13 protein-coding genes are annotated in these 18,251 nt (G+C 61.7%); all 13 read left to right on the top strand.

The window, feature by feature from the left end:
* Positions 1–112 precede the first annotated feature (112 nt).
* Positions 113–5,935, top strand: coding sequence for a manganese-oxidizing multicopper oxidase MnxG (mnxG, locus tag AC1DSG_RS11325; RefSeq protein ID WP_477790967.1), 5,823 nt, complete (start codon positions 113–115; stop codon positions 5,933–5,935).
* Positions 5,936–6,092: 157 nt separating this feature from the next.
* Entirely contained in the window at positions 6,093–8,045 is a 1,953-nt protein-coding gene (locus AC1DSG_RS11320; protein WP_477790966.1) for a YncE family protein, read from the top strand.
* A 13-nt stretch (positions 8,046–8,058) separates the two neighbouring features.
* Complete coding sequence (locus tag AC1DSG_RS11315) at positions 8,059–8,715, top strand: SCO family protein (protein ID WP_477790965.1); 657 nt, start codon at positions 8,059–8,061, stop codon at positions 8,713–8,715.
* Entirely contained in the window at positions 8,712–9,332 is a 621-nt protein-coding gene (locus tag AC1DSG_RS11310) for an SCO family protein (RefSeq protein WP_477790964.1), read from the top strand. The genes AC1DSG_RS11315 and AC1DSG_RS11310 overlap by 4 nt, the downstream gene beginning before the upstream one ends.
* A gap of 11 nt (positions 9,333–9,343) precedes the next feature.
* On the top strand, positions 9,344–10,894 hold the full coding sequence (locus tag AC1DSG_RS11305; RefSeq protein ID WP_477790963.1) for a cytochrome c/ABC transporter substrate-binding protein: 1,551 nt from the start codon (positions 9,344–9,346) through the stop codon (positions 10,892–10,894).
* A 13-nt stretch (positions 10,895–10,907) separates the two neighbouring features.
* Complete coding sequence (locus tag AC1DSG_RS11300) at positions 10,908–11,861, top strand: peptidylprolyl isomerase (protein WP_477790962.1); 954 nt, start codon at positions 10,908–10,910, stop codon at positions 11,859–11,861.
* 219 nt (positions 11,862–12,080) lie between these two features.
* Positions 12,081–12,614 carry a response regulator gene (locus tag AC1DSG_RS11295; protein ID WP_477790961.1) on the top strand — a complete coding sequence of 178 codons (534 nt, stop codon included), beginning with the start codon at positions 12,081–12,083 and terminating at the stop codon, positions 12,612–12,614.
* An 85-nt stretch (positions 12,615–12,699) separates the two neighbouring features.
* Positions 12,700–14,406: a GspE/PulE family protein gene (locus AC1DSG_RS11290; protein WP_477790960.1), complete on the top strand. Its 1,707-nt coding sequence runs from the start codon at positions 12,700–12,702 to the stop codon at positions 14,404–14,406.
* On the top strand, positions 14,387–15,190 hold the full coding sequence (locus AC1DSG_RS11285; protein ID WP_477790959.1) for a hypothetical protein: 804 nt from the start codon (positions 14,387–14,389) through the stop codon (positions 15,188–15,190). The genes AC1DSG_RS11290 and AC1DSG_RS11285 overlap by 20 nt, the downstream gene beginning before the upstream one ends.
* 1 nt (position 15,191) lies before the next feature.
* On the top strand, positions 15,192–15,737 hold the full coding sequence (locus tag AC1DSG_RS11280; RefSeq protein ID WP_477790958.1) for a PilN domain-containing protein: 546 nt from the start codon (positions 15,192–15,194) through the stop codon (positions 15,735–15,737).
* Positions 15,724–16,272 carry a GspMb/PilO family protein gene (locus AC1DSG_RS11275; RefSeq protein ID WP_477790957.1) on the top strand — a complete coding sequence of 183 codons (549 nt, stop codon included), beginning with the start codon at positions 15,724–15,726 and terminating at the stop codon, positions 16,270–16,272. Before AC1DSG_RS11280 ends, AC1DSG_RS11275 begins: the two co-directional genes overlap by 14 nt.
* Complete coding sequence (locus tag AC1DSG_RS11270) at positions 16,272–16,790, top strand: hypothetical protein (protein ID WP_477790956.1); 519 nt, start codon at positions 16,272–16,274, stop codon at positions 16,788–16,790. Before AC1DSG_RS11275 ends, AC1DSG_RS11270 begins: the two co-directional genes overlap by 1 nt.
* The coding region (locus tag AC1DSG_RS11265; RefSeq protein WP_477790955.1) for a secretin N-terminal domain-containing protein at positions 16,787–18,251 on the top strand (1,465 nt) is incomplete at its 3' end. The genes AC1DSG_RS11270 and AC1DSG_RS11265, both read left to right, overlap by 4 nt.

Here is an 18,251-nt window from a genome sequence, read left to right as displayed (position 1 = left end):
AGTTGCAAATGTAACTATCTGATAAACAACAAAATTATTTATGGCATGCGGATTGCTGTACCGCACTTGTCGAGAATTATTCCTGTGAGCACCTATAGCGAGGCCCGTGAACATGACCGGCATACCCTACGCACCGTCTTTGTTTAATCTGCTGCTGTTGGTGGCGTCGATGCTCGGCATCGAGCTGGCCGAAGCTGCCGCGCGTTGCGAGCGCAATCTGGTGGCGAACGTCGTGGCGCTGGATCAGCCGCTGATGTTCAACCGCCTGGGTGCACAGAACGCGAATGGCATGATGTTCGCCCTGCGCCGCGACGTGGTTGATGACAACAATATGTCTTTGGCCCAGGGCGGGGCGGCGGTGCCGGGCAAAGTCTCGCTGCGCCCCGACAAGCGTCCGCGTCCACTGGTGCTGCGTGTGGCTGCCGGTGATTGCCTGACGATCAACCTGCAAAACCTGCTGGCGTATCAAGCCAACCCCGGCAAACACGAGGGCGCCGAAGTCGAGGGTGAAGAAGTGGAAGTCGGTAATGCCGACGATATCAAGGTCGATGAACAAGTCACCGACCGCCACGTCGGCTTCCAGGTCAACGGCCTGCAAGCGGTCAACAGCATTGACGACATCGCCTCCTTTACCGGGCGCAACGCCAATACGCTGATCCCGCCAGGCGCCACCCGTTCCTATACCTTGTACGCCGAGCGCGAAGGCGCGTTTGCTGCCAGTAGCCGTGGCGCCACCTTCGGTGGTGAAGGCGATGCGGGCAACGTGGCCAACGGTCTGTTCGGCGAAGTGGTGGTGGTGCCCAAGGGTGGCCGCAGCTATCGCAACACCGTGACTGAAGAAGAAATGCGCCTGGCCAGCGCTGGCCGTACTCCGGCCGGCCAGCCGATTGTCGATTACCAGGCGCGTTACCCGCAGCGTGAGCCGTGGATCCGTGAAGGCAAGGCCGGCACGCCGATCATCAATATGGTCGACGGCAATGAAATCATCTCCAGCGAGAGCGACGCGATCGTGATGGGCAGCAACGCCGACGGCAGCTTCCCGCCCTCGACCTATTCGCTGGAATCCATCGGCAAACGCAACCCGGCGCTGCCCAACCGGCTGGAACCGTTCCGCGATTTCGCTTCGCAGTTCCAGGATGAAACCGCCGCGACCCAGGCATTCCCCGCGTATTGGGCAGACCCGGTGATGGCCCACGTACTGGAACCGACCCGCGACTCGTTCATGATCAACTACGGATCCGGCGGCATGGGCGCCGAAGTGATGGCCAACCGGTTGGGCGTCGGGCCGATGCACGATTGCCTGTCCTGCGCCTATGAAGAATTCTTCCTCAGTTCCCACACCGTGGGGGACGTGGCGATGCTGGTGGACGTACCGGCCAACGTCGGCCTGGAAAACATTCGTCCGGGTGAAACGCCGCGCGCCGACCAGATCGGGGTCAAGGCGACCATGGCGCTGTATCCGTCCGAGCCGTCGAACGTCAACCACAGCTACATTGGTGACTTCGTCAAATTCCGCAACACCCACAACGGCCATGAGCAGCACATCTTCCACCTGCACGGGCATCAATGGCTGTTCAACCCCAACGACGATAACTCCGACTATGTAGACGCCCAGGGCATCGGGCCGGGCGCCGGTTACACCTATGAGATCGCCAACGGTGGTTCGGGCAACCGCAACCGCGTGGCGGGCGATGCGATCTATCACTGCCACTTCTACCCGCACTTTGCTCAAGGCATGTGGGCCATGTGGCGAGTGCACGATGTGTTTGAGGAAGGCACCAAACTCGAAGTTTCCCAACAAGGTAACGACGGCTATCACAGCGAACCTTACGCCCTGCGCAGCGGTAAACCGGCGGCGGGTGCACGGGCCTTGCCTGATGGCGAGATCATTGCCGGCACGCCCATTCCAGCGGTCGTGCCGCTGCCAGGCAAAGCCATGGCGCCGATGCCGGGTAAAGTGGCGGTCGTGCCGAAGATCAGCGAAACCCTGGTGGCCAGTCATGGCGATGACGATGATGAGGGCGATGACGACGGCGAACATCACGGTGGCAGCGGTGGTGGTCAAGCCATCGGTTCCCTGGCCCTGGTCGACCGTAGCGAAGCCAACCGCAACGCCGACGGCAGCCTGAAAAACCCTGGCTATCCGTTCTGGATCGGCGGCATGGAAACCTCGGTTGGCCAACGTCCGCCAACCCCGCCGCTGGACATGCTCGACGCCGCCAAGGCGCAATCCCTGAAAACCAGCGGCAATGCCTTGTGGGCCAACCTCGACCCGGCGCAGTCCGGTGGCTGGGATGGCGGTTTGGGGCGCCACTCGCTGGATGGTTTCTCCTCCGGTGGTGAGGCGCACACCGTGACCACTTCGCTGGATTTCTCCAAGGAAGTGACCCGGGCCAAACCGATTTACATGCCTGAAGAAGGCACCGAAGTCGAACAGGCGGCCATGGCGTTCCACGCCAAAAAAGAACACGCGAGCTACGCCGTATTGCCGGGCAATCAGGTCGTGGCGCGCAACTTCCGCACCAACGGCGCCTTGCCGACGGCGGGTGCGCCTTACTACGAACCGTGCATGGACGATCGGCAAAAACGCCTGACCGCCAGCGCCGGCACGGGCGAGTTCAACAGCGGCGAACGGATCGATGGCCTGTCGTTCACCGGTTCGTCGACCTTCACCGCCGACCGTCCACGCATCTACAAAGCGGCGAACATCCAATTTGATGCGGTGTACAACAAGGTCGGCTACCACTTCCCGCAAGCGCGCATCCTGGCGCTGTGGGAAGACGCCTGGCCGGTGATCACCAAACAGCGTCCGCCAGAGCCGCTGGTGATGCGCATGAACACCTTCGACTGCGTGCAGTACCAGCAAACCAACCTGGTGCCGGCCATCTACGAGATGGACGACTATCAGGTGCGCACACCGACCGACGTGATCGGCCAGCACATCCACCTGCCCAAATGGGACCTGACCGCCGCTGACGGCTCGGCCAACGGCTGGAACTATGAAGACGGCGTGCTTTCCCCCGGTGCCGTGCAAGAGCGCATCCACGCCATTCGTCTGTTCAACCAGTGCGCAGGCACCGACCCGCGTAACGGCACGCCGGTGTGCCCGGTGGCCAAGGCGCATCCGTTCTTTGGTCAATATGGCCGGGCTGACTGGGTGGGCGCGCGCACGGCGATGCAGCGCTGGTTTATCGACCCTGTGGTCAACAGCAAAGGTGTCGACCGTGGCCTGGGGACCATTTTCACCCACGACCACTTAGGCCCATCGACGCACCAACAAATCGGTCTGTACGCCACCGTACTGGCAGAGCCAGCCGGTTCCACCTGGTTCCACGCCGAAACCGGCGAACCGTTGTACAGCGGCGCGCGGCAGGATGGCGGGCCGACCTCGTGGCAAGCCGTGGTGTCTACCGGAGACCTGGACGGCGACGGCAAGAACGACAGCTTCCGTGAGTTCTTCCTCGAATACAGCGACTTCCAGCACGCTTATGAAGCCGGTGTGTACGTCGGCGCCGGCCCCAATGGCGTACCGGATGCGCAAGCCTTCCCGGCCACCGCCGACAGCTTCCGCTACGCAATCAACCCGCCGGTGCGCAACAACGCCAGCAACCTGTTGGAGGGCGTAGTCGAAGTTCAGGGCGGGGCGGTTCCGGGCTGCCCAAGCCGGCCTTGCCCACAAGCCATCTCGGTCGATGACCCGGGTATGTTCGTGGTCAATTACCGCAACGAGCCGTTGGCCCTGCGGGTGTACGACCCGAACAAGGTCGGCCCGGACGGCAAGCGTGGCATGCAGACCGATGGCCTCGGCGGCGACCTTTCGTACGCCATGCAAAGCCGTACCGACCGGGCGATCCCGGCGATGAACCTGGCGCCCAACCAGATCACCGCTGCCACCGGCCCCACCGGCGGCACCACGTTGTTCCCGCCACACATCAACCGTGGCGGTGCGGAGCCGGGTGACCCGTTCACCCCGATGCTGCGTACCTACACCGGTGACAATGTACGGCTGCGGGTGCATGCCGGCGGTCACGAAGAAGAGCACAACGTGACCCTGCACGGGGTGAAATGGCTGCAGAGCGGTTCCGGTTTCGGCAACAGCTCCAACTCCGGCTGGCGCGCGTCGCAAATGATCGGGATCTCCGAGCAGATGGGCTTCATTGCACCGGTCTCGATGCTGTCCAGTTCGGCGGCAACCACCGGGGATTATCTGTACTCGATGGATGCGTCCCTGGAAGGTTACTGGAGCGGGATCTGGGGCGTGATGCGCAACTACACTGCGCAACGCAACGACCTGTTCGCACTGCCGAACAACCCGAAACCGGCCGGCATGCGCAACACCGTGGCCTTCGATGGTTCCTGCCCACGGATCAGCGCCAACCCGAACGGCATCGGCACTCGGCCTACCGTGCAACGCAACTATGAAGTGGTCGCGGCACTGGCCAACGACATCCTCGGCAATCCGCTGAACCTGTCCATCGCGGATCCGGCGGGGCTCGGCCAGCATGTCGGCGGGCCGCTGAACCCGGCGGGTGGCACCCTGGTTTACAACTCCAGAACGGTGAACATTCCTCAGGTCACCGTGACCGACCCTGAAGATGGCGAGACCTTCACCATCGGCGGGCAGAGTGGGCCGCTGCATGATCCGACCGCGATTCTGTACGTGCGCAAAACCGACCTCGACCCGAACACCGGCAAGCTCAAGCCCGGCGTGCCTGTCGAACCGCTGGTGCTGCGTGCGGCGGCCGGTGACTGCATCAACATCACCCTGGAAAACCGCTTGCCAGTGGTCATGCCGGACTTGACCCAGACGGCGGTGATGCAAGGCATTGTCAAACGTGATCGCAACAGCGGCCAGGGCTCAACCACCTTCAGCAACAACTTGATCCGGCCGTCCAGCCACGTGGGCCTGCACGCGCAACTGCTGGCGTACGACATCACCAAATCCGACGGCACCAACGTCGGCGCCAACCCGATCCAGACCGTGCCACCACGCGTGGGTAGCAGCGGCGCGTACCCGACGCGTACTTATCAGTACTACGCCGGGCACCTGGAGCGCGAAGGCAAACCGATCACGCAACTGGGCCGCAGTGTCGACAACATCAACGCCACGGCGGTGGAGTTCGGCGGGTTGAATTTCACCCCGGCGGACGTGATCAAGCAGCCACAAAAAGGCCTCGGTGGTGCAATGAGCATCCTGCCGGTCGGCGCCACCTGGGTTGAGGACGCGCGCAAAGCCAATGCGACGGTCACCGCGCCGGGGCAAACCATCTACCGCGACTTCGCGATGGTCTGGCAGAAAGCCTTGAACATTCGCTGGGCCAATGGTCGGCCGGTGGAAGGCATTGCCGCTGAAGGTCAGGGGGTACCGACCGATCCACAGGACAACTCGAGCATGGCCATCAACTACAAGACCGAGCCGTTGTGGTTCCGCTTCGGCCTGCCACCGGACGCGCCATTCGGTCACGCCGGCGGCTACGGCTACGGCGACGTGCCCAACGCGCACATGGCCTACAGCAACGCGCTGGTGGGCGGCGATCCGCAGACGCCGGTGCTGTATGTCAAACCGGGGCAACCGTTCCGCACCCACATCTTGATGCCGACCGGTGGCAGCCGTGGTTCAACCTTCCAGCTTGACGGTCACGTCTGGTCGGTCAACCCGTTCCTGGCGGAGAAGAGCGACACCGGCGGTTACCCGATGTGGACACCTGGCGTGGGATCGGTGCGGTTCGGCTACAACCCGATGTCGATGTACATCGGCGCTCGCGAAAGCGTCCTGCCGGCGGCGCACTTCAGCTCCATGCACCCGAGCGCCGGGGGCACCAATGCGATACCGGGCGACTACCTGTACCGGGATTACGGGGCTTACGGCAATACCGCAGGGCTTTGGGGCTTGCTGCGGGTGACCAACGAGCCGGAACCGGCGCCGGCTCCGTAGGCTGAGAGAGGGGAATGCCACCGTCCCTGTGGGAGCGAGSCTGCTCGCGATGAAGTCACCTCGGTGTCAGGGGTGAGGCAAATGACGCTATCGCGAGCAGCCTCGCTCCCACAGGGGGCGCGGCGGCAGGCAAAAGAACTAAAGAGGGGAGAGAGCGATGAACAGGACCATCAAAATCGCCAGTTGTACGCTGGTCGTCGGGGTTGCGCTGATCAGCCTCGGCGTGTGGCGCACCGCGCCGCCCAACAGTCCGAGCGAGGTCTCYCTGCCGGACACCTGGAGCAGCCAGAATCTCTCCCGTGACGGAATTTCGGTGGCGCTTGAGGTCAAGCCGTTGGCCAAGGACGGTGTGCTGCGCGAAGGTGAATTTGCCGACGTGCAGTTCCGGGTCAATGACAGTACCTCGGGCCAACCGTTGTCGGGCGTCAATCCTGGTGCCTGGCTCGACCCCGAAGCCGTCGCCGCTGACCAGGCCCAGGGCCGCGAGCAAAGCTGCAAGTCGCGGGTCGGGGTGTTCCTCAAATCCAGCATTGGCGCGCGGCCGTTGCTGGACCTGAACAGCTATTTCCTGTTGGTGATGAATCGCGATGCCAGCGTTTCGGTGGTCGATCCGTCGGTATCGGTGGGGGGCATCACCAGCACCATGGCACGGATCAACCTCAAGCAGCCGCCGATGGATTGGGTGACTCCGAAGGACAACAAACGGGTGTTTGTGTCGATGCCGACGGCGGGGGAAGTGGCGGTGATCGACAGCGAGCAATTCAAGTTGCTGGAGTCGGTCGCCGCCGGCAGCAACCCGGTGCGTGTGGCCCTGCAACCGGATGAACGTCTGCTGTGGGTCGGCAACAACGCCTCGAAAGCCGAAGAGTCCGGCGTCACGGTGATCGACACCCACAGCCTCAAGACCCTCAAACACCTGGCCACCGGGGCCGGGCATCACGAAATCGCCTTCAGCAAGGACAGCCGGTTTGCCTTCGTCACCAACCGCGACGACGGCACATTGAGCATCATCGACATCGCCAGCCTGAGCGTGAGCAAACAACTCAAGACCGGCTCGCACCCGCTGTCGGTGGCGTACTCGCCGCTGTCCCAGGCGGTGTATGTCGCCGATGGCAAGGACGGCACCGTGACCGTGGTCGACAGCGCCAGCCTGGCGGTGCGCCGGGTGATCCAGATGAAACAGGGCCTTGGGCCGATGGGGTTCAGCGCTGACGGTCGATTCGGCATTGTGCTCAACACGCTGGAGAACCAGGCCTCGGTGATCGACGCCGCCACCGACTCGCTGATCCATGATCTGGACGTATCCGCCGAGCCCTACCAAGTGGTGTTTACCAAAGCGTATGCCTATGTCCGCGGACTGGCGTCGGCCAAAGTCACGATGATCAACCTGTCGTCGCTGGGCCAGGGACGCATGCCGATCAGCCAGGGTTTCGAAGCCGGGCCGCAGCCGCCACGGCTGGCCGGTGACCTGCCGCTGGCGTCGAGCCTGGCGGTGTCACGCGACGACAACGCGGTGTTTGTGGTCAATCCGGTGGACAACACCACCTATTTCTACGCTGAAGGCATGAATGCGCCGATGTCCGGCTACCCCAATCGCGGGCAAGTGGCACGGGCGGCGATGGTCATCGACCGCAGCCTGCGCGAGGTCGAGCCAGGGCTGTACAGCGCGCGGATCAAGCTGCCCTCGGCCGGGCGTTTCGACGTGGCGTTTCTGCTCAATCAACCGAACATCATCCATTGCTTCACGGCCTTGGTTGAGCCCGACAAACAACTCGCCCGGCACGCTGGCGTGCCCAAAGTAGAGTTCATGCTCGACAAGGCCACGACCGCCATCGGCAGCCCTTACGTGGTGCGCTTTCGCATCGTCGAGGGCCAGCAGAAAGCCCAGCGCAGCGGGGTCAAGGATGTGCAGGTGCGCTACTTCCTCGCCCCGACTTCACGGGTTCAGGAAGTCGCCGCCCTCGACGTGGGCAACGGCATCTATGAGGCTCCGGTGACCCTGGACCAGAACGGCGCGTGGTACTTGCACGTCCGGGCGGCGTCGCTGGGTGCGAATTTTGACGACAAGACTTTTGCCAGCGTGCGGGTTCTGCCCGGCAATACGAACTGAAGAGGACACCGACATGAACCGTTTCGCACATCGTGGATTGCTGACGTTCTGCCTGTTGACTGCCGGTATCGGCCAAGCCCTGGCGCACTCGGCGGATGAGCACGCCGGGCACGACATGCCGGCCAAAAGCGCCAGTTCCGAAAGTGCCCAAGTCAAGTTCGCCGATGTGGCACTGGTGGACCAGGACGGTCAACCGGTGCGCCTGGAAAAGGACCTGATCAGCAACAAAATCGTGGTTATGAGCTTCATCTACACCAGTTGCACCACGGTGTGCCCGGTGGTGTCCTCAATCATGGGCAAGGTGCAAAAGCAGCTCGGGGCGCGGGTCGGCGGCGAGGTGCAACTGGTGTCGATCAGCGTCGACCCGCAGCGCGACGACGCCAAACGCCTGAACGACTACGCTCGCAACTTCCAGAAAGGCCCCGGCTGGAGCTGGCTGACCGGCAGTTCGCAGTCGATCAATGAAACCCTTAAAGGCCTGGGCTCGTTCAGCGGTGACTTCAAGAACCATCAGCCATTGATCCTCGTCGGCGACGGCAACAACCGTCACTGGACTCGCTACTACGGGTTCACCGACCCGACGGTGCTGACCCGTGAGGTCGAGAAACTCAGCGGCCAGCGCAATACCCACGCCAAACACACCGCCATTGCCATGGAGCAACAGCCATGAGAATGCTCGCCTTGACCCTCATGTCGATGTGCTTTGGCCTGTTCAGCTGGTCGGCGGTTGCCCACGAAGGGCACGAAGAAGCCGCCCCGGCGGTGGCTGCCGCGCAACCGGCGACCGGCACGCACGACGCGCAAGCCTGGTTCACTGACACGCCGTTGCAGGATCAGAACGGCGAGACTTTGCGTTTCTACAGTGACGCGCTGCAAAACCGCGTGGTGCTGCTGAACGTGATTTTCACCAGTTGCAACGATGCCTGCCCGCTGATCACCCGCAAGCTCAAGGAAGTGCGTGAGTTGCTGGGCGACAAGGCGGATGGCATCACCTTTATCTCCCTTACCAGTGATCCGCTGCGTGATACACCGGCGGTACTCAAGGCCTATACCTTGAAACAGGGCGTCGATGGGCCCCACTGGCTTTTTCTTACCGGCGACAAGGCGCAAATGGACCTTGTCCTGGGGCGTATCGGCCAGACTGTGCCGACCCCCGAACAGCATTCAACGCAGTTGATCGTCGGTGATGTGGCCAACAAGCGCTGGAGCAAAATTCGCCCCGATGCCCCGGCCGCCGCCATTGCTCAGCGCTTGCAGTTGCTGACCATGCCCGTGGCGGATCGATAAGTGCGCGCGCCATGAAAACGTCCCTGGTCTTCGGCCTGCTACTGCTTGGCGGCATTCCTCTGGCCGCTCATGCGTTAGCGTTGACCCCCAGCGAAAGTGCGGGCAAGCGCCTGTACCGCGAAGGTGTTTCCGAGAGCGGTGAACCGGTCATGGCACGGGTCGGCGCCGCCGACATGTTGCTGCCGGCCAGCAGCTTGCCGTGCGCCAACTGTCATGGCGCTGACGGTCAGGGGCGGCCGGAAGGCGGGGTGCGTCCCCCGGAAATCAGTTGGTCGCGCCTCTCCAGCCGCTATGGCCAGGAGCAAATCAACGGCCGCGATTATCCGGCTTACACCGAGGGCACGCTGGCCCGCGCCGTTGCACAAGGCCGCGACCCTGCCAACAACCGACTCGACCCGGCGATGCCGCGGTTCGTGCTGTCGATGAAAGATCAGCGCAACCTCACGGCCTACCTCAAGCGTGTGGCCGATGACCGCGACCCCGGTCTGAGCGCCGACAGTTTGCACTTGGGCACGTTGTTGCCCAGTCAGGGACCCTTGGCCGACGAGGGCGCCACAGTAGCGGCAGTGCTCAAGGGCAGCGTGGCGCGGATTAATGCCTTGGGCGGCATTCATGGCCGGCAATTGCGCCTGACCATTCTCGACCCTGGCCTGGATCGCGACAGCGCCGAGTGGGCGCTGGACCAATTGATCGATCAGGAACAGGTGTTCGCCCTGATTGCACCACTGGCACCGGCGCTGGACGCGGACCTGGCGGCGCGTCTGGAACGGGCGGGGATTCCGCTGATCGGGCCGCTTTCGTTGCAGGGCTCGGTGCAGGCCAGTCGGCAAATCTTTGAACCGTTGCCGGGGCTGCGCGAACAGCTGATCTCCCTGGCCAACTACGCCGCCGCCAGCTTGCGTGTGCTCCAGGGGCCGACGCTGATTACCTACCCGGACGAACCGAACCAACGGCTGGCGGCACAAAACCTCGGTCAGTATCTGCAAGATAACGCCTGGAAACAGGTGCGTCTGCAATCCTACGACTCGATGCAGGACGAACTGCCGCTGGGCTCGCGGTCGGTGTTTTACCTGGGCAGTGGCAGCGGTTTCAGTCGTCTGGCCGAACGTTTGCAAACGGCGGGGCAGGTGCCTTACCTGTTCGCCACGTCGAATCAGGTGGCCGGTGAGGTGTTGAACGTGCCCAGTGGATTTTCCCGTCGGTTGTTTTTGGCCTACCCGTTTGTGCCCAGTGACTGGACGCTGGGCGGGCGTGTGGCGCTGACGCAGTTGCGCCAAAAACAGGGGCTTGGCGGTCAGCACTCAGTGCTGCAAGTCGGCGCCTACAGTTCGATGCAACTGTTGAGTGAAGGCATGAAGCAGGCCGGGCGCGACGCCAGCCGCGAAAAGCTCATCAGTGCCCTGGAAGGCCTGCACGATTTCGATACCGGGCTGACCCCGCTGATCAGCTTTGGCCCGGGCCGTCGCTTGGGCTTGAGCGGTGCACATGTGGTCACGGTGGACCTGCCCGACCAGCGCTTCTTCCTGGTCGCCCCTTACAAATCCATTGGTGTCATGCCTTGAGCGGAGGTCGATCATGAAACTCAACACTGTGCTGATACTGCTGACACTGTGGGCCCCGGTGGCGTTCTGCAACAACGGGCCGGCCGCTGCGCGGGTCAATGGCGAGGAGATTTCCGAGTTTCGCCTGGAGCGCTATTTCGCCGAATTCCTCGAAGACCAGGGCAGGGCCGTGGGCAACATTCGTAACCCCAAGGCCTACAAGCAACTGCGGCAGAAGGCGCTGGACGCGTTGATCGACAAGGAGTTGTTGTGGCAGGAAGCGGTCAAGCGCGGCGTGGTGATCAGTGATGCCGATGTGCAAAACCAGATCGCCCAGACCCGGCAAGCGATCGGCGGGCCAGAAGTGTTTGCCCGCCGGCTCGAAGACGCCGGTTTCGATGAAGCCAGCTTTACCGAATACACCCGCCGTGAGTTGGCGGCGCAACAGGTCTTTGCCGACCTGCTTCAGGTGGGCAAGCCGGATGAAAAACAGGTCAGGGCGTTTTACGAGGAACACCGCGCCGACATGAGCCGGCCCGAAGAAATCCAGGCCCGACATATCCTGATCAAGGTGCCCCAAGGTGCCGATGCCGCCACAGTGGAAGCGAAACGACTACGCTTAACCGAGTTGCGCGTGAAAATCAGCCAGGGCGAGGACTTTGCCAGCGTTGCAAGGGCCGGCTCAGAAGACGCGACGGCCAGCGAAGGCGGGGACTTGGGCACTTTCCCTCGTGGGCGCATGATGCCGGAGTTCGAAGCCGCGGCTTTTGCGCTGGCGCCGGGTGACGTCAGTGAGCCGGTGCGCACGCCAGTGGGTTGGCATTTGATTTATGTACAGAACCACTCGGAGGCGGTCAATGTCCCAGAAATGCAGGGGCTTGAAATGGTCCGGGCGTACCTTGCCCGACAGGATCAGGCTCAGGCTCGCCTGAAAGTCTTGGCGCAGCTTCGATCAAACAATCGAATTGAACGCATTGATGATGAATAAAGCTTGTCCCCCCAATAGTGGGGAAAGCATTATGACAAATCCTGACGCTTCCCCGTTTTTGGGGAATGGGTTTTGTGGGCGAAAAAGTTTCATCATGAAAATCAAAGAGATGTGCCGGCCGAAAACCGGCTCTGAGTCTGGCATGAAGTGTGCGTTAGCCTAATTAGGGCGCGTACTCCCAGGCACGAATTTCGGACCTGTGGTTACAAGGAGTCGACCTTGTTAAACAAAATACTGGTGGTTGAAGACGAAAAGCTGCTTGCACAAAACCTCCATGATTATCTGGAGGCGCAAGGGCTGGAAGTCCTGGTAGCGAACGACGGTGCGAAGGCTATCGGCGAAGTCGAAAGATTTGCACCCGATGTGATGGTGTTCGATTACCGCTTGCCCGATATGGAAGGCTTTGAGGTGCTCGATGCCGTCCGCCAAAACAGGAAGTGCCACTATGTGCTGATTACCGGGCACCCAACCGCTGAAGTGTGTGAGCGGGCCCGGCAACTGGGAGTCAGCCATATCCTGTTCAAACCGTTTCCTTTGGCGGAATTGGCCCGAGCAGTCTGTGACCTTTTAGGGATGAAGCGCGAACCCAAAACGGGCACAAGCGCTTCCGAAGGATTCGTCGAACGACGCCAGAGCAGGACCGAGAGTTTCCCGCTGCAGTTGTACGACGGTAGTTGGGTGCTTGTGGATCGCCGAAAAAAAACCTCGGTCTCCTTGGCGCCAGACGACGAACAACTGCTCACCGGGGAGTAATTGGCGCGACAAGACGTTCCGGCACACGCCGCAATGACTCGCCGCGCCGACAGGGCTTAAAGCCCCGGGTGTTGGAGAGCATTTCATGGACCGTCTATCCCTTGCCGTCGAACCGGCGTTGTTGGACTGCGTACCGTCTCGTTTTTCCAGTGAACAATTAGCCCAGGCCCGGGCCCGCGCCACCAGTTCCGGCGAGCGGGTACTGGAAGCCCTTGGGGTGTTGTGCGAACTGGACCCGATGCCCTTCATCCAGTGCCTCGGCACCACCCTGCATTATCCGGTGCTCGACACCGACAGCCTGTTCAAGGCCATCCCCGTATTCGACCGGGTCACCCTGGCCCAATGCCTCAAGCGCGAATTTATCCTGCTGCGTCACGAAGACGCGGTAATAGGCGTGTTTGCCGACCCCTTTGATACGGCGCGCCTGGCCTGGATCGACGACTGCCTGCACGGTGCTCCGCTGTACCTGGTGCATGCCGACGACCTCAAAGCCTACCTGGCGCGTCACGAAGAGAGCTTCCACGCGGTGGAGTCGCTCAATGCCCAATCCGATACCGGCGTCGAAATCGATAACCTGCAAAGCCTGTCCCTGACCAGCATCAGCGAAGACGCCAGCGTCGTCGTCAAACTGGTCAACTCGACCCTCTATGACGCCTTGAAAATGCATGCCAGTGATATCCACCTGGGCACCACCGGCAGCGGCCTGGTGATCAAGTACCGGATCGATGGCGTGCTGAACAACATCAGTAAAATCCAGGGCAACGAATTCGCCGAGCAGGTCATCTCCCGGGTCAAAGTCATGGCCGAACTGGACATCGGCGAAAAACGCGTGCCCCAGGATGGTCGCTTCAAGATCGGTATCAGCGGCCGGCAGATCGACTTCCGGGTGTCGATCATGCCGAGCATTTTCGGTGAAGACGCGGTGCTGCGGGTCCTCGACAAACAGGACCTGGCCGACAAGGTCAGCGGCGTGCAGTTGCAGGCGCTGGGCTTTGAAGAGGAAACCCTGCGCCAGTTGCGGCGCCTGGCGGCCGAACCTTACGGCATGGTGCTGGTGACCGGGCCGACCGGYAGCGGCAAAACSACCACGCTGTACGCGATGATCACCGAGATCAACCACGGCGTGGACAAGATCATCACCATTGAAGACCCGGTGGAATATCAACTACCGGGCGTGCTGCAAATCCCGGTCAATGAAAAGAAAGGTCTGACGTTTGCCCGTGGTTTGCGCTCGATCCTGCGCCATGACCCGGACAAGATCATGGTCGGTGAAATCCGCGACCCGGACACCGCACAAATTGCCGTGCAATCGGCACTCACCGGTCACCTGGTGTTCACCACCATCCACGCCAACAACGTGTTCGACGTGATCGGTCGTTTCACCCAAATGGAAATCGACCCTTACAGCCTGGTGTCGGCCCTCAACGCGGTGCTGGCGCAGCGCCTGATTCGCCTGGTCTGCGCCAGTTGCAGTGCGCCGGTCACCCCCACCGACGACGAGTTGCAGGCGTCGGGTCTCGATCCCAAAGAAGTCGGGCACTACCACTTTGTGCATGGCAAGGGCTGCGGCCACTGCCGGGGCACCGGGTATCGCGGGCGCAGTGCAATCGCCGAGTTGCTGCACCTGGACGATGAGCTGCGGCAAATGATTGTAGAGCGCCAACCCATTTCGAAAATCAAGGCCCACGCGTGCAAACGCGGCCTGCGTCTGCTGCGCGAGTCGGCACTGGAATTGGTGCAACAGGGGCGGACCACACTCGAGGAGATCAATCGTGTCACATTTGTCTCGTGATCGGTATATCGCCGTCCTCGGCGCCAGTGGGGTCGGCCTGGGCCAGCGCAAGGGCAGCGAAACCCTGTGGCTGGGCAGCGTCGGCTTTATCGACGAAGGCTTCCATGCCTGGGCAGTCGCCCTCGAAACCCTCGACCGTTTGCTGGGTGAACACGCTCATGCCGGTGCGGAGTTGAGTGTGGTGATTTCCGGGCACTTCAGCCGTTTCTGCCTGGTGCCGTGGAGCGATGCGATCAGCACCCCCGACGAATTGCTCGGGTTCGCCCAACTGTGCTTCGAAGACCTTTACGGTGTACCGGCTCAACCCTGGAGCATCGTGCTGTCGGCCGAACCTGCGGGTTACGACCGGGTCGCCACGGCGCTGCCGCAAGACTTGCTGACGCGCCTGCGCAGTCTGGCCAGCGGGCGCGGCCTGCGTTTGCGCTCGGTGCAGCCGTACCTGATGGCCGCGTTCAACCACTTCGACAAGAGCTTTGAAGGTGACGACTTTCTGTTTGTGGTGGCCGAGCCGGTGCGCAGTGTGTTGCTGCTGGCGCGGGAAGGGCGTTGGGTGGCGGTGCGTTCGGTGGGCAGCAGTGACAGCGATGCCGCACTGACCGCACTGATCGGCCGTGAAAGCCAACTGCAGGCTTCCACCAGCGAACGGCCGTTCAAACTCTACCTGCATGCCCCGGCGCGCATCGACTCACACCCTGACGTGCCCGGTGTGCAGTTGCGCACCCTTGAAGAAGACCAGACATCCGTACGCGACAGTTTGTACGTCATGTCTCGGGCGGTGGCCTGACATGCGCCCGCTGATGCTCGACTTCCAGCCGCGTCGCCGTTCCGGCCCATTGGGCTGGAGCTTGCTGGGCGGTGGCGTGGTACTGGCGCTGGTGTGTTTGCTGGCCCAGCAGCATCTCGACGAACAGGCCTCGCAACAGCAAGGGCATTTGCAGCACGCCCAGCGTGCGCTCACCGGCGACACCGGCAGCAAAGTCACCTTGACCCCCGCCGAAATCCGCGAGCAGGCACATAACCTGGCCGAAATGCGCAAAGTCTCCCAGCAACTGCGTCGGCCTTGGGAACGCTTGTTCGCCATGCTCGAAGCCATGCCGCGGGAAAACGTCGCCTTGCTGACCCTGACCCCGGATGCCCGCAAAGGTCAGGTGCGCATCAGCGCCGAGGCGCGGGATCTGGAAGCCATGCTCGAATTCCACCAACGCCTGGAAGCCAGCGACGAGCTGTCCGACGTGTCGTTGCTCAGCCACGAAATCGTCGCCAACGTGCCGGAACACCCGGTGCAATTCAACCTGTCGGCAAGTTGGGAGATCGGCGATGCGAATCCCTAAATTGATCATCCACGAATACCTGCAAGGTCTCGGGATTCCCGGCCTGGCCGGTATGGTGCTGCTGCTGGTGGCCCTCGTGTATGGCTTGGGTGGCTTGATTCCGGACTGGCAAGCGCTAGAACAACTGAGCCAGCAGACCCGTGAAGCCGGCGAGTACCTGGCCAAGGTCGAAGACGGCAGCGTCGCTGCCCCGGTAGTGCCGCAACGCCAACTCGACCACTTCCGCAGCAAATTGCCAGCGCAACCTCAGGCCACCGTGGCCATCGACAAGATCTACGCATTGGCCGCCCAGGAACGCATCACCCTGTCCCGTGGTGAATATTCACTGGGCGTCGACCCCAAGACGCACCTGGCCCGCTACCAGATTCTGCTGCCGGTGCGCGGCAGCTATCCACAATTGCGGCGCTTCCTGCACGCCTTGCTTGGCCAGTTGCCAGCGGTGGTGGTGGAAGACATGGAGTTTCAGCGTAAAAAAATCGCCGACACCGACCTGACCGGGCGGATCCGCATGACCCTTTATCTGTCGAGGTCATGATGAATACCAAGCGCGTAATGAGTTGGGTGGCGTTCTTCGGCGTGGCCGCGGGGCTGGCCTGGGGACCTCAATATTTCCAACAAGCGGAGGAGGAGGGTGAGGGTACTGTCGCCGTAACCACCCCGGCCAAAGGCAAAACCGGCGGCGCGCTGCCGGCGGTATCTGCCGATGGCAAACCGGCAGTGATCAAGGACTTGAGTCCGGCCGGCGACCTCTTCGGCGCCCGCAGCTGGAAGCCGGCACAGACTCTGGCCCGCGTCATCGAAGAACCCGTCAACCAGACCCCGGTGGTCCAAGCCCCCAGCGTACCGCCGATGCCTTTCCAGTTCGTTGGCAGGATTCATGACCGTTCCGACCTGCAAGTGTTTTTGCAGAGCGGCGAAAAAATATACGTCGTACGCAAAGGGGATGTGATCGACGACAACTGGCGGATCGAGCGGATTTCCGATGTGGAACTGAGCTTTGTCTACTTGCCTCTGCATGTGTCCCAGACTTTGTCTGTGGGGAGCGAGCAATGAACAAATCCCGTTTGGTGTTGAGCGTCTGCATTGTTGCAGCGCTGGCCGCTTGCAGTTCGGCGCAGATCGCGAACAAGGAAGGGACCGAACTGATCGAGTCGGGACAGTACGAAGCCGGCCTGGCGCGTATCGAAGAAGGGTTGCGCGAAGACCCTCGCGATACCTCGCTGCACATAGCCCTCACCAGCGGACGGGCATTGGCAGTGACAAATTTGCTGACCCAAGGCGACATGGACCGTGCACAACGGGATTTCGCCTCTGCACGCATGGCCTATGGCCGGGTGCTGAACATCGAACCGAACAACCGTCGCGCCCAGGACGCGTTGCGTCAACTCGAGTACCTGCGCAGCATGGATGAAAAACTCGAACTGGCCCGTGGGGATTTGCGTCGTGGTGACATTTACGGGGCCGACCGTCAGGTCAAACAGATCCTCGAACTCGACCCCCAAAATCAAGGCGCCCTGGAACTGCAAGCCAACATTCGCCTGGTGCAGAGCCGCAACGTGATTCCATATCCACAACTGCGCACCCGACTGGACCGTCCGGTAACCCTGGAGTTTCGCGACGCCAACCTGAAAACCATCTTCGAAGTGCTGTCCCAGGTGGCCGGGTTGAACTTCATCTTCGACAAGGACCTGCGCCCGGACATGAAAGCCACGATCTTCGTGCGTGACGTGCGCATCGAAGACGCCGTGCAACTGCTGCTGCAACAGAACCAGCTGCACCAGAAAGTGGTGAACGAAAACACCTTGCTGATCTACCCGGACTCACCGCAGAAGCTCAAGGATTACCAGGAACTGGTGATGCGCACCTTCTACYTGACCAGCATCGATGCGAACACTGCGCTGAACATGATCAAAACCATGCTCAAGACCCGCGACGTGTTTGTCGATGAACGCCTCAACACCTTGACCATGCGCGACTCCGAAGACGCCATCCGCATGGCGGAAAAGCTCCTGCAATCGCAGGATCAGTCCAACCCGGAAGTGGTGCTGGAAGTGGAGGTGATGGAAGTCGCCCGTCAACGGATTCTCGACCTCGGCCTGCAATGGCCGAACACCTTCGGCGTGATCAACACCGACGGTTCGCCCGTGACCATCCTCGATCAACTCAAAGGCATCACCTCTGACCGGATCACCATTTCACCGTCGCCGCAAGCCAAGATCAACGCGCAAGACAACGACATCAACACCCTGGCCAGCCCGGTGATTCGTGTCACCAACCGTGAACAGGCGCGCATCCACATTGGTCAGCGCGTGCCGATCATCAGTGCGACCTCGGTGCCTTCGACTCAAGGGCCGGTGATCACCGAAAGCGTCACCTACCTCGATGTCGGTCTGAAGCTCGAAGTGCAACCGATCGTGCACTTGAATAACGAAGTGGCGATCAAAATCGCCCTGGAAGTCAGTAACGCTACGCCGCTGGAACCGACCCGCCAGGGCACTATTCAGGGCACTATTC

Source organism: Pseudomonas sp. P5_A12 (assembly GCF_056400685.1).
The sequence above is the reverse complement of the archived record's forward strand: the minus strand, read 5'-3'. Positions and strand labels throughout refer to the sequence as shown.

What these genes read in the sequence shown, in the direction of transcription:
- AC1DSG_RS11315 (WP_477790965.1), top strand. Translation starts at nt 8,059, where the DNA reads ATGAACCGTTTCGCACATCGTGGATTGCTGACGTTCTGCCTGTTGACT.
- AC1DSG_RS11305 (WP_477790963.1), top strand. Translation starts at nt 9,344, where the DNA reads ATGAAAACGTCCCTGGTCTTCGGCCTGCTACTGCTTGGCGGCATTCCT.
- mnxG (WP_477790967.1), top strand. Translation starts at nt 113, where the DNA reads ATGACCGGCATACCCTACGCACCGTCTTTGTTTAATCTGCTGCTGTTG.
- AC1DSG_RS11310 (WP_477790964.1), top strand. Translation starts at nt 8,712, where the DNA reads ATGAGAATGCTCGCCTTGACCCTCATGTCGATGTGCTTTGGCCTGTTC.
- AC1DSG_RS11300 (WP_477790962.1), top strand. Translation starts at nt 10,908, where the DNA reads ATGAAACTCAACACTGTGCTGATACTGCTGACACTGTGGGCCCCGGTG.
- AC1DSG_RS11280 (WP_477790958.1), top strand. Translation starts at nt 15,192, where the DNA reads ATGCGCCCGCTGATGCTCGACTTCCAGCCGCGTCGCCGTTCCGGCCCA.
- AC1DSG_RS11270 (WP_477790956.1), top strand. Translation starts at nt 16,272, where the DNA reads ATGAATACCAAGCGCGTAATGAGTTGGGTGGCGTTCTTCGGCGTGGCC.
- AC1DSG_RS11275 (WP_477790957.1), top strand. Translation starts at nt 15,724, where the DNA reads ATGCGAATCCCTAAATTGATCATCCACGAATACCTGCAAGGTCTCGGG.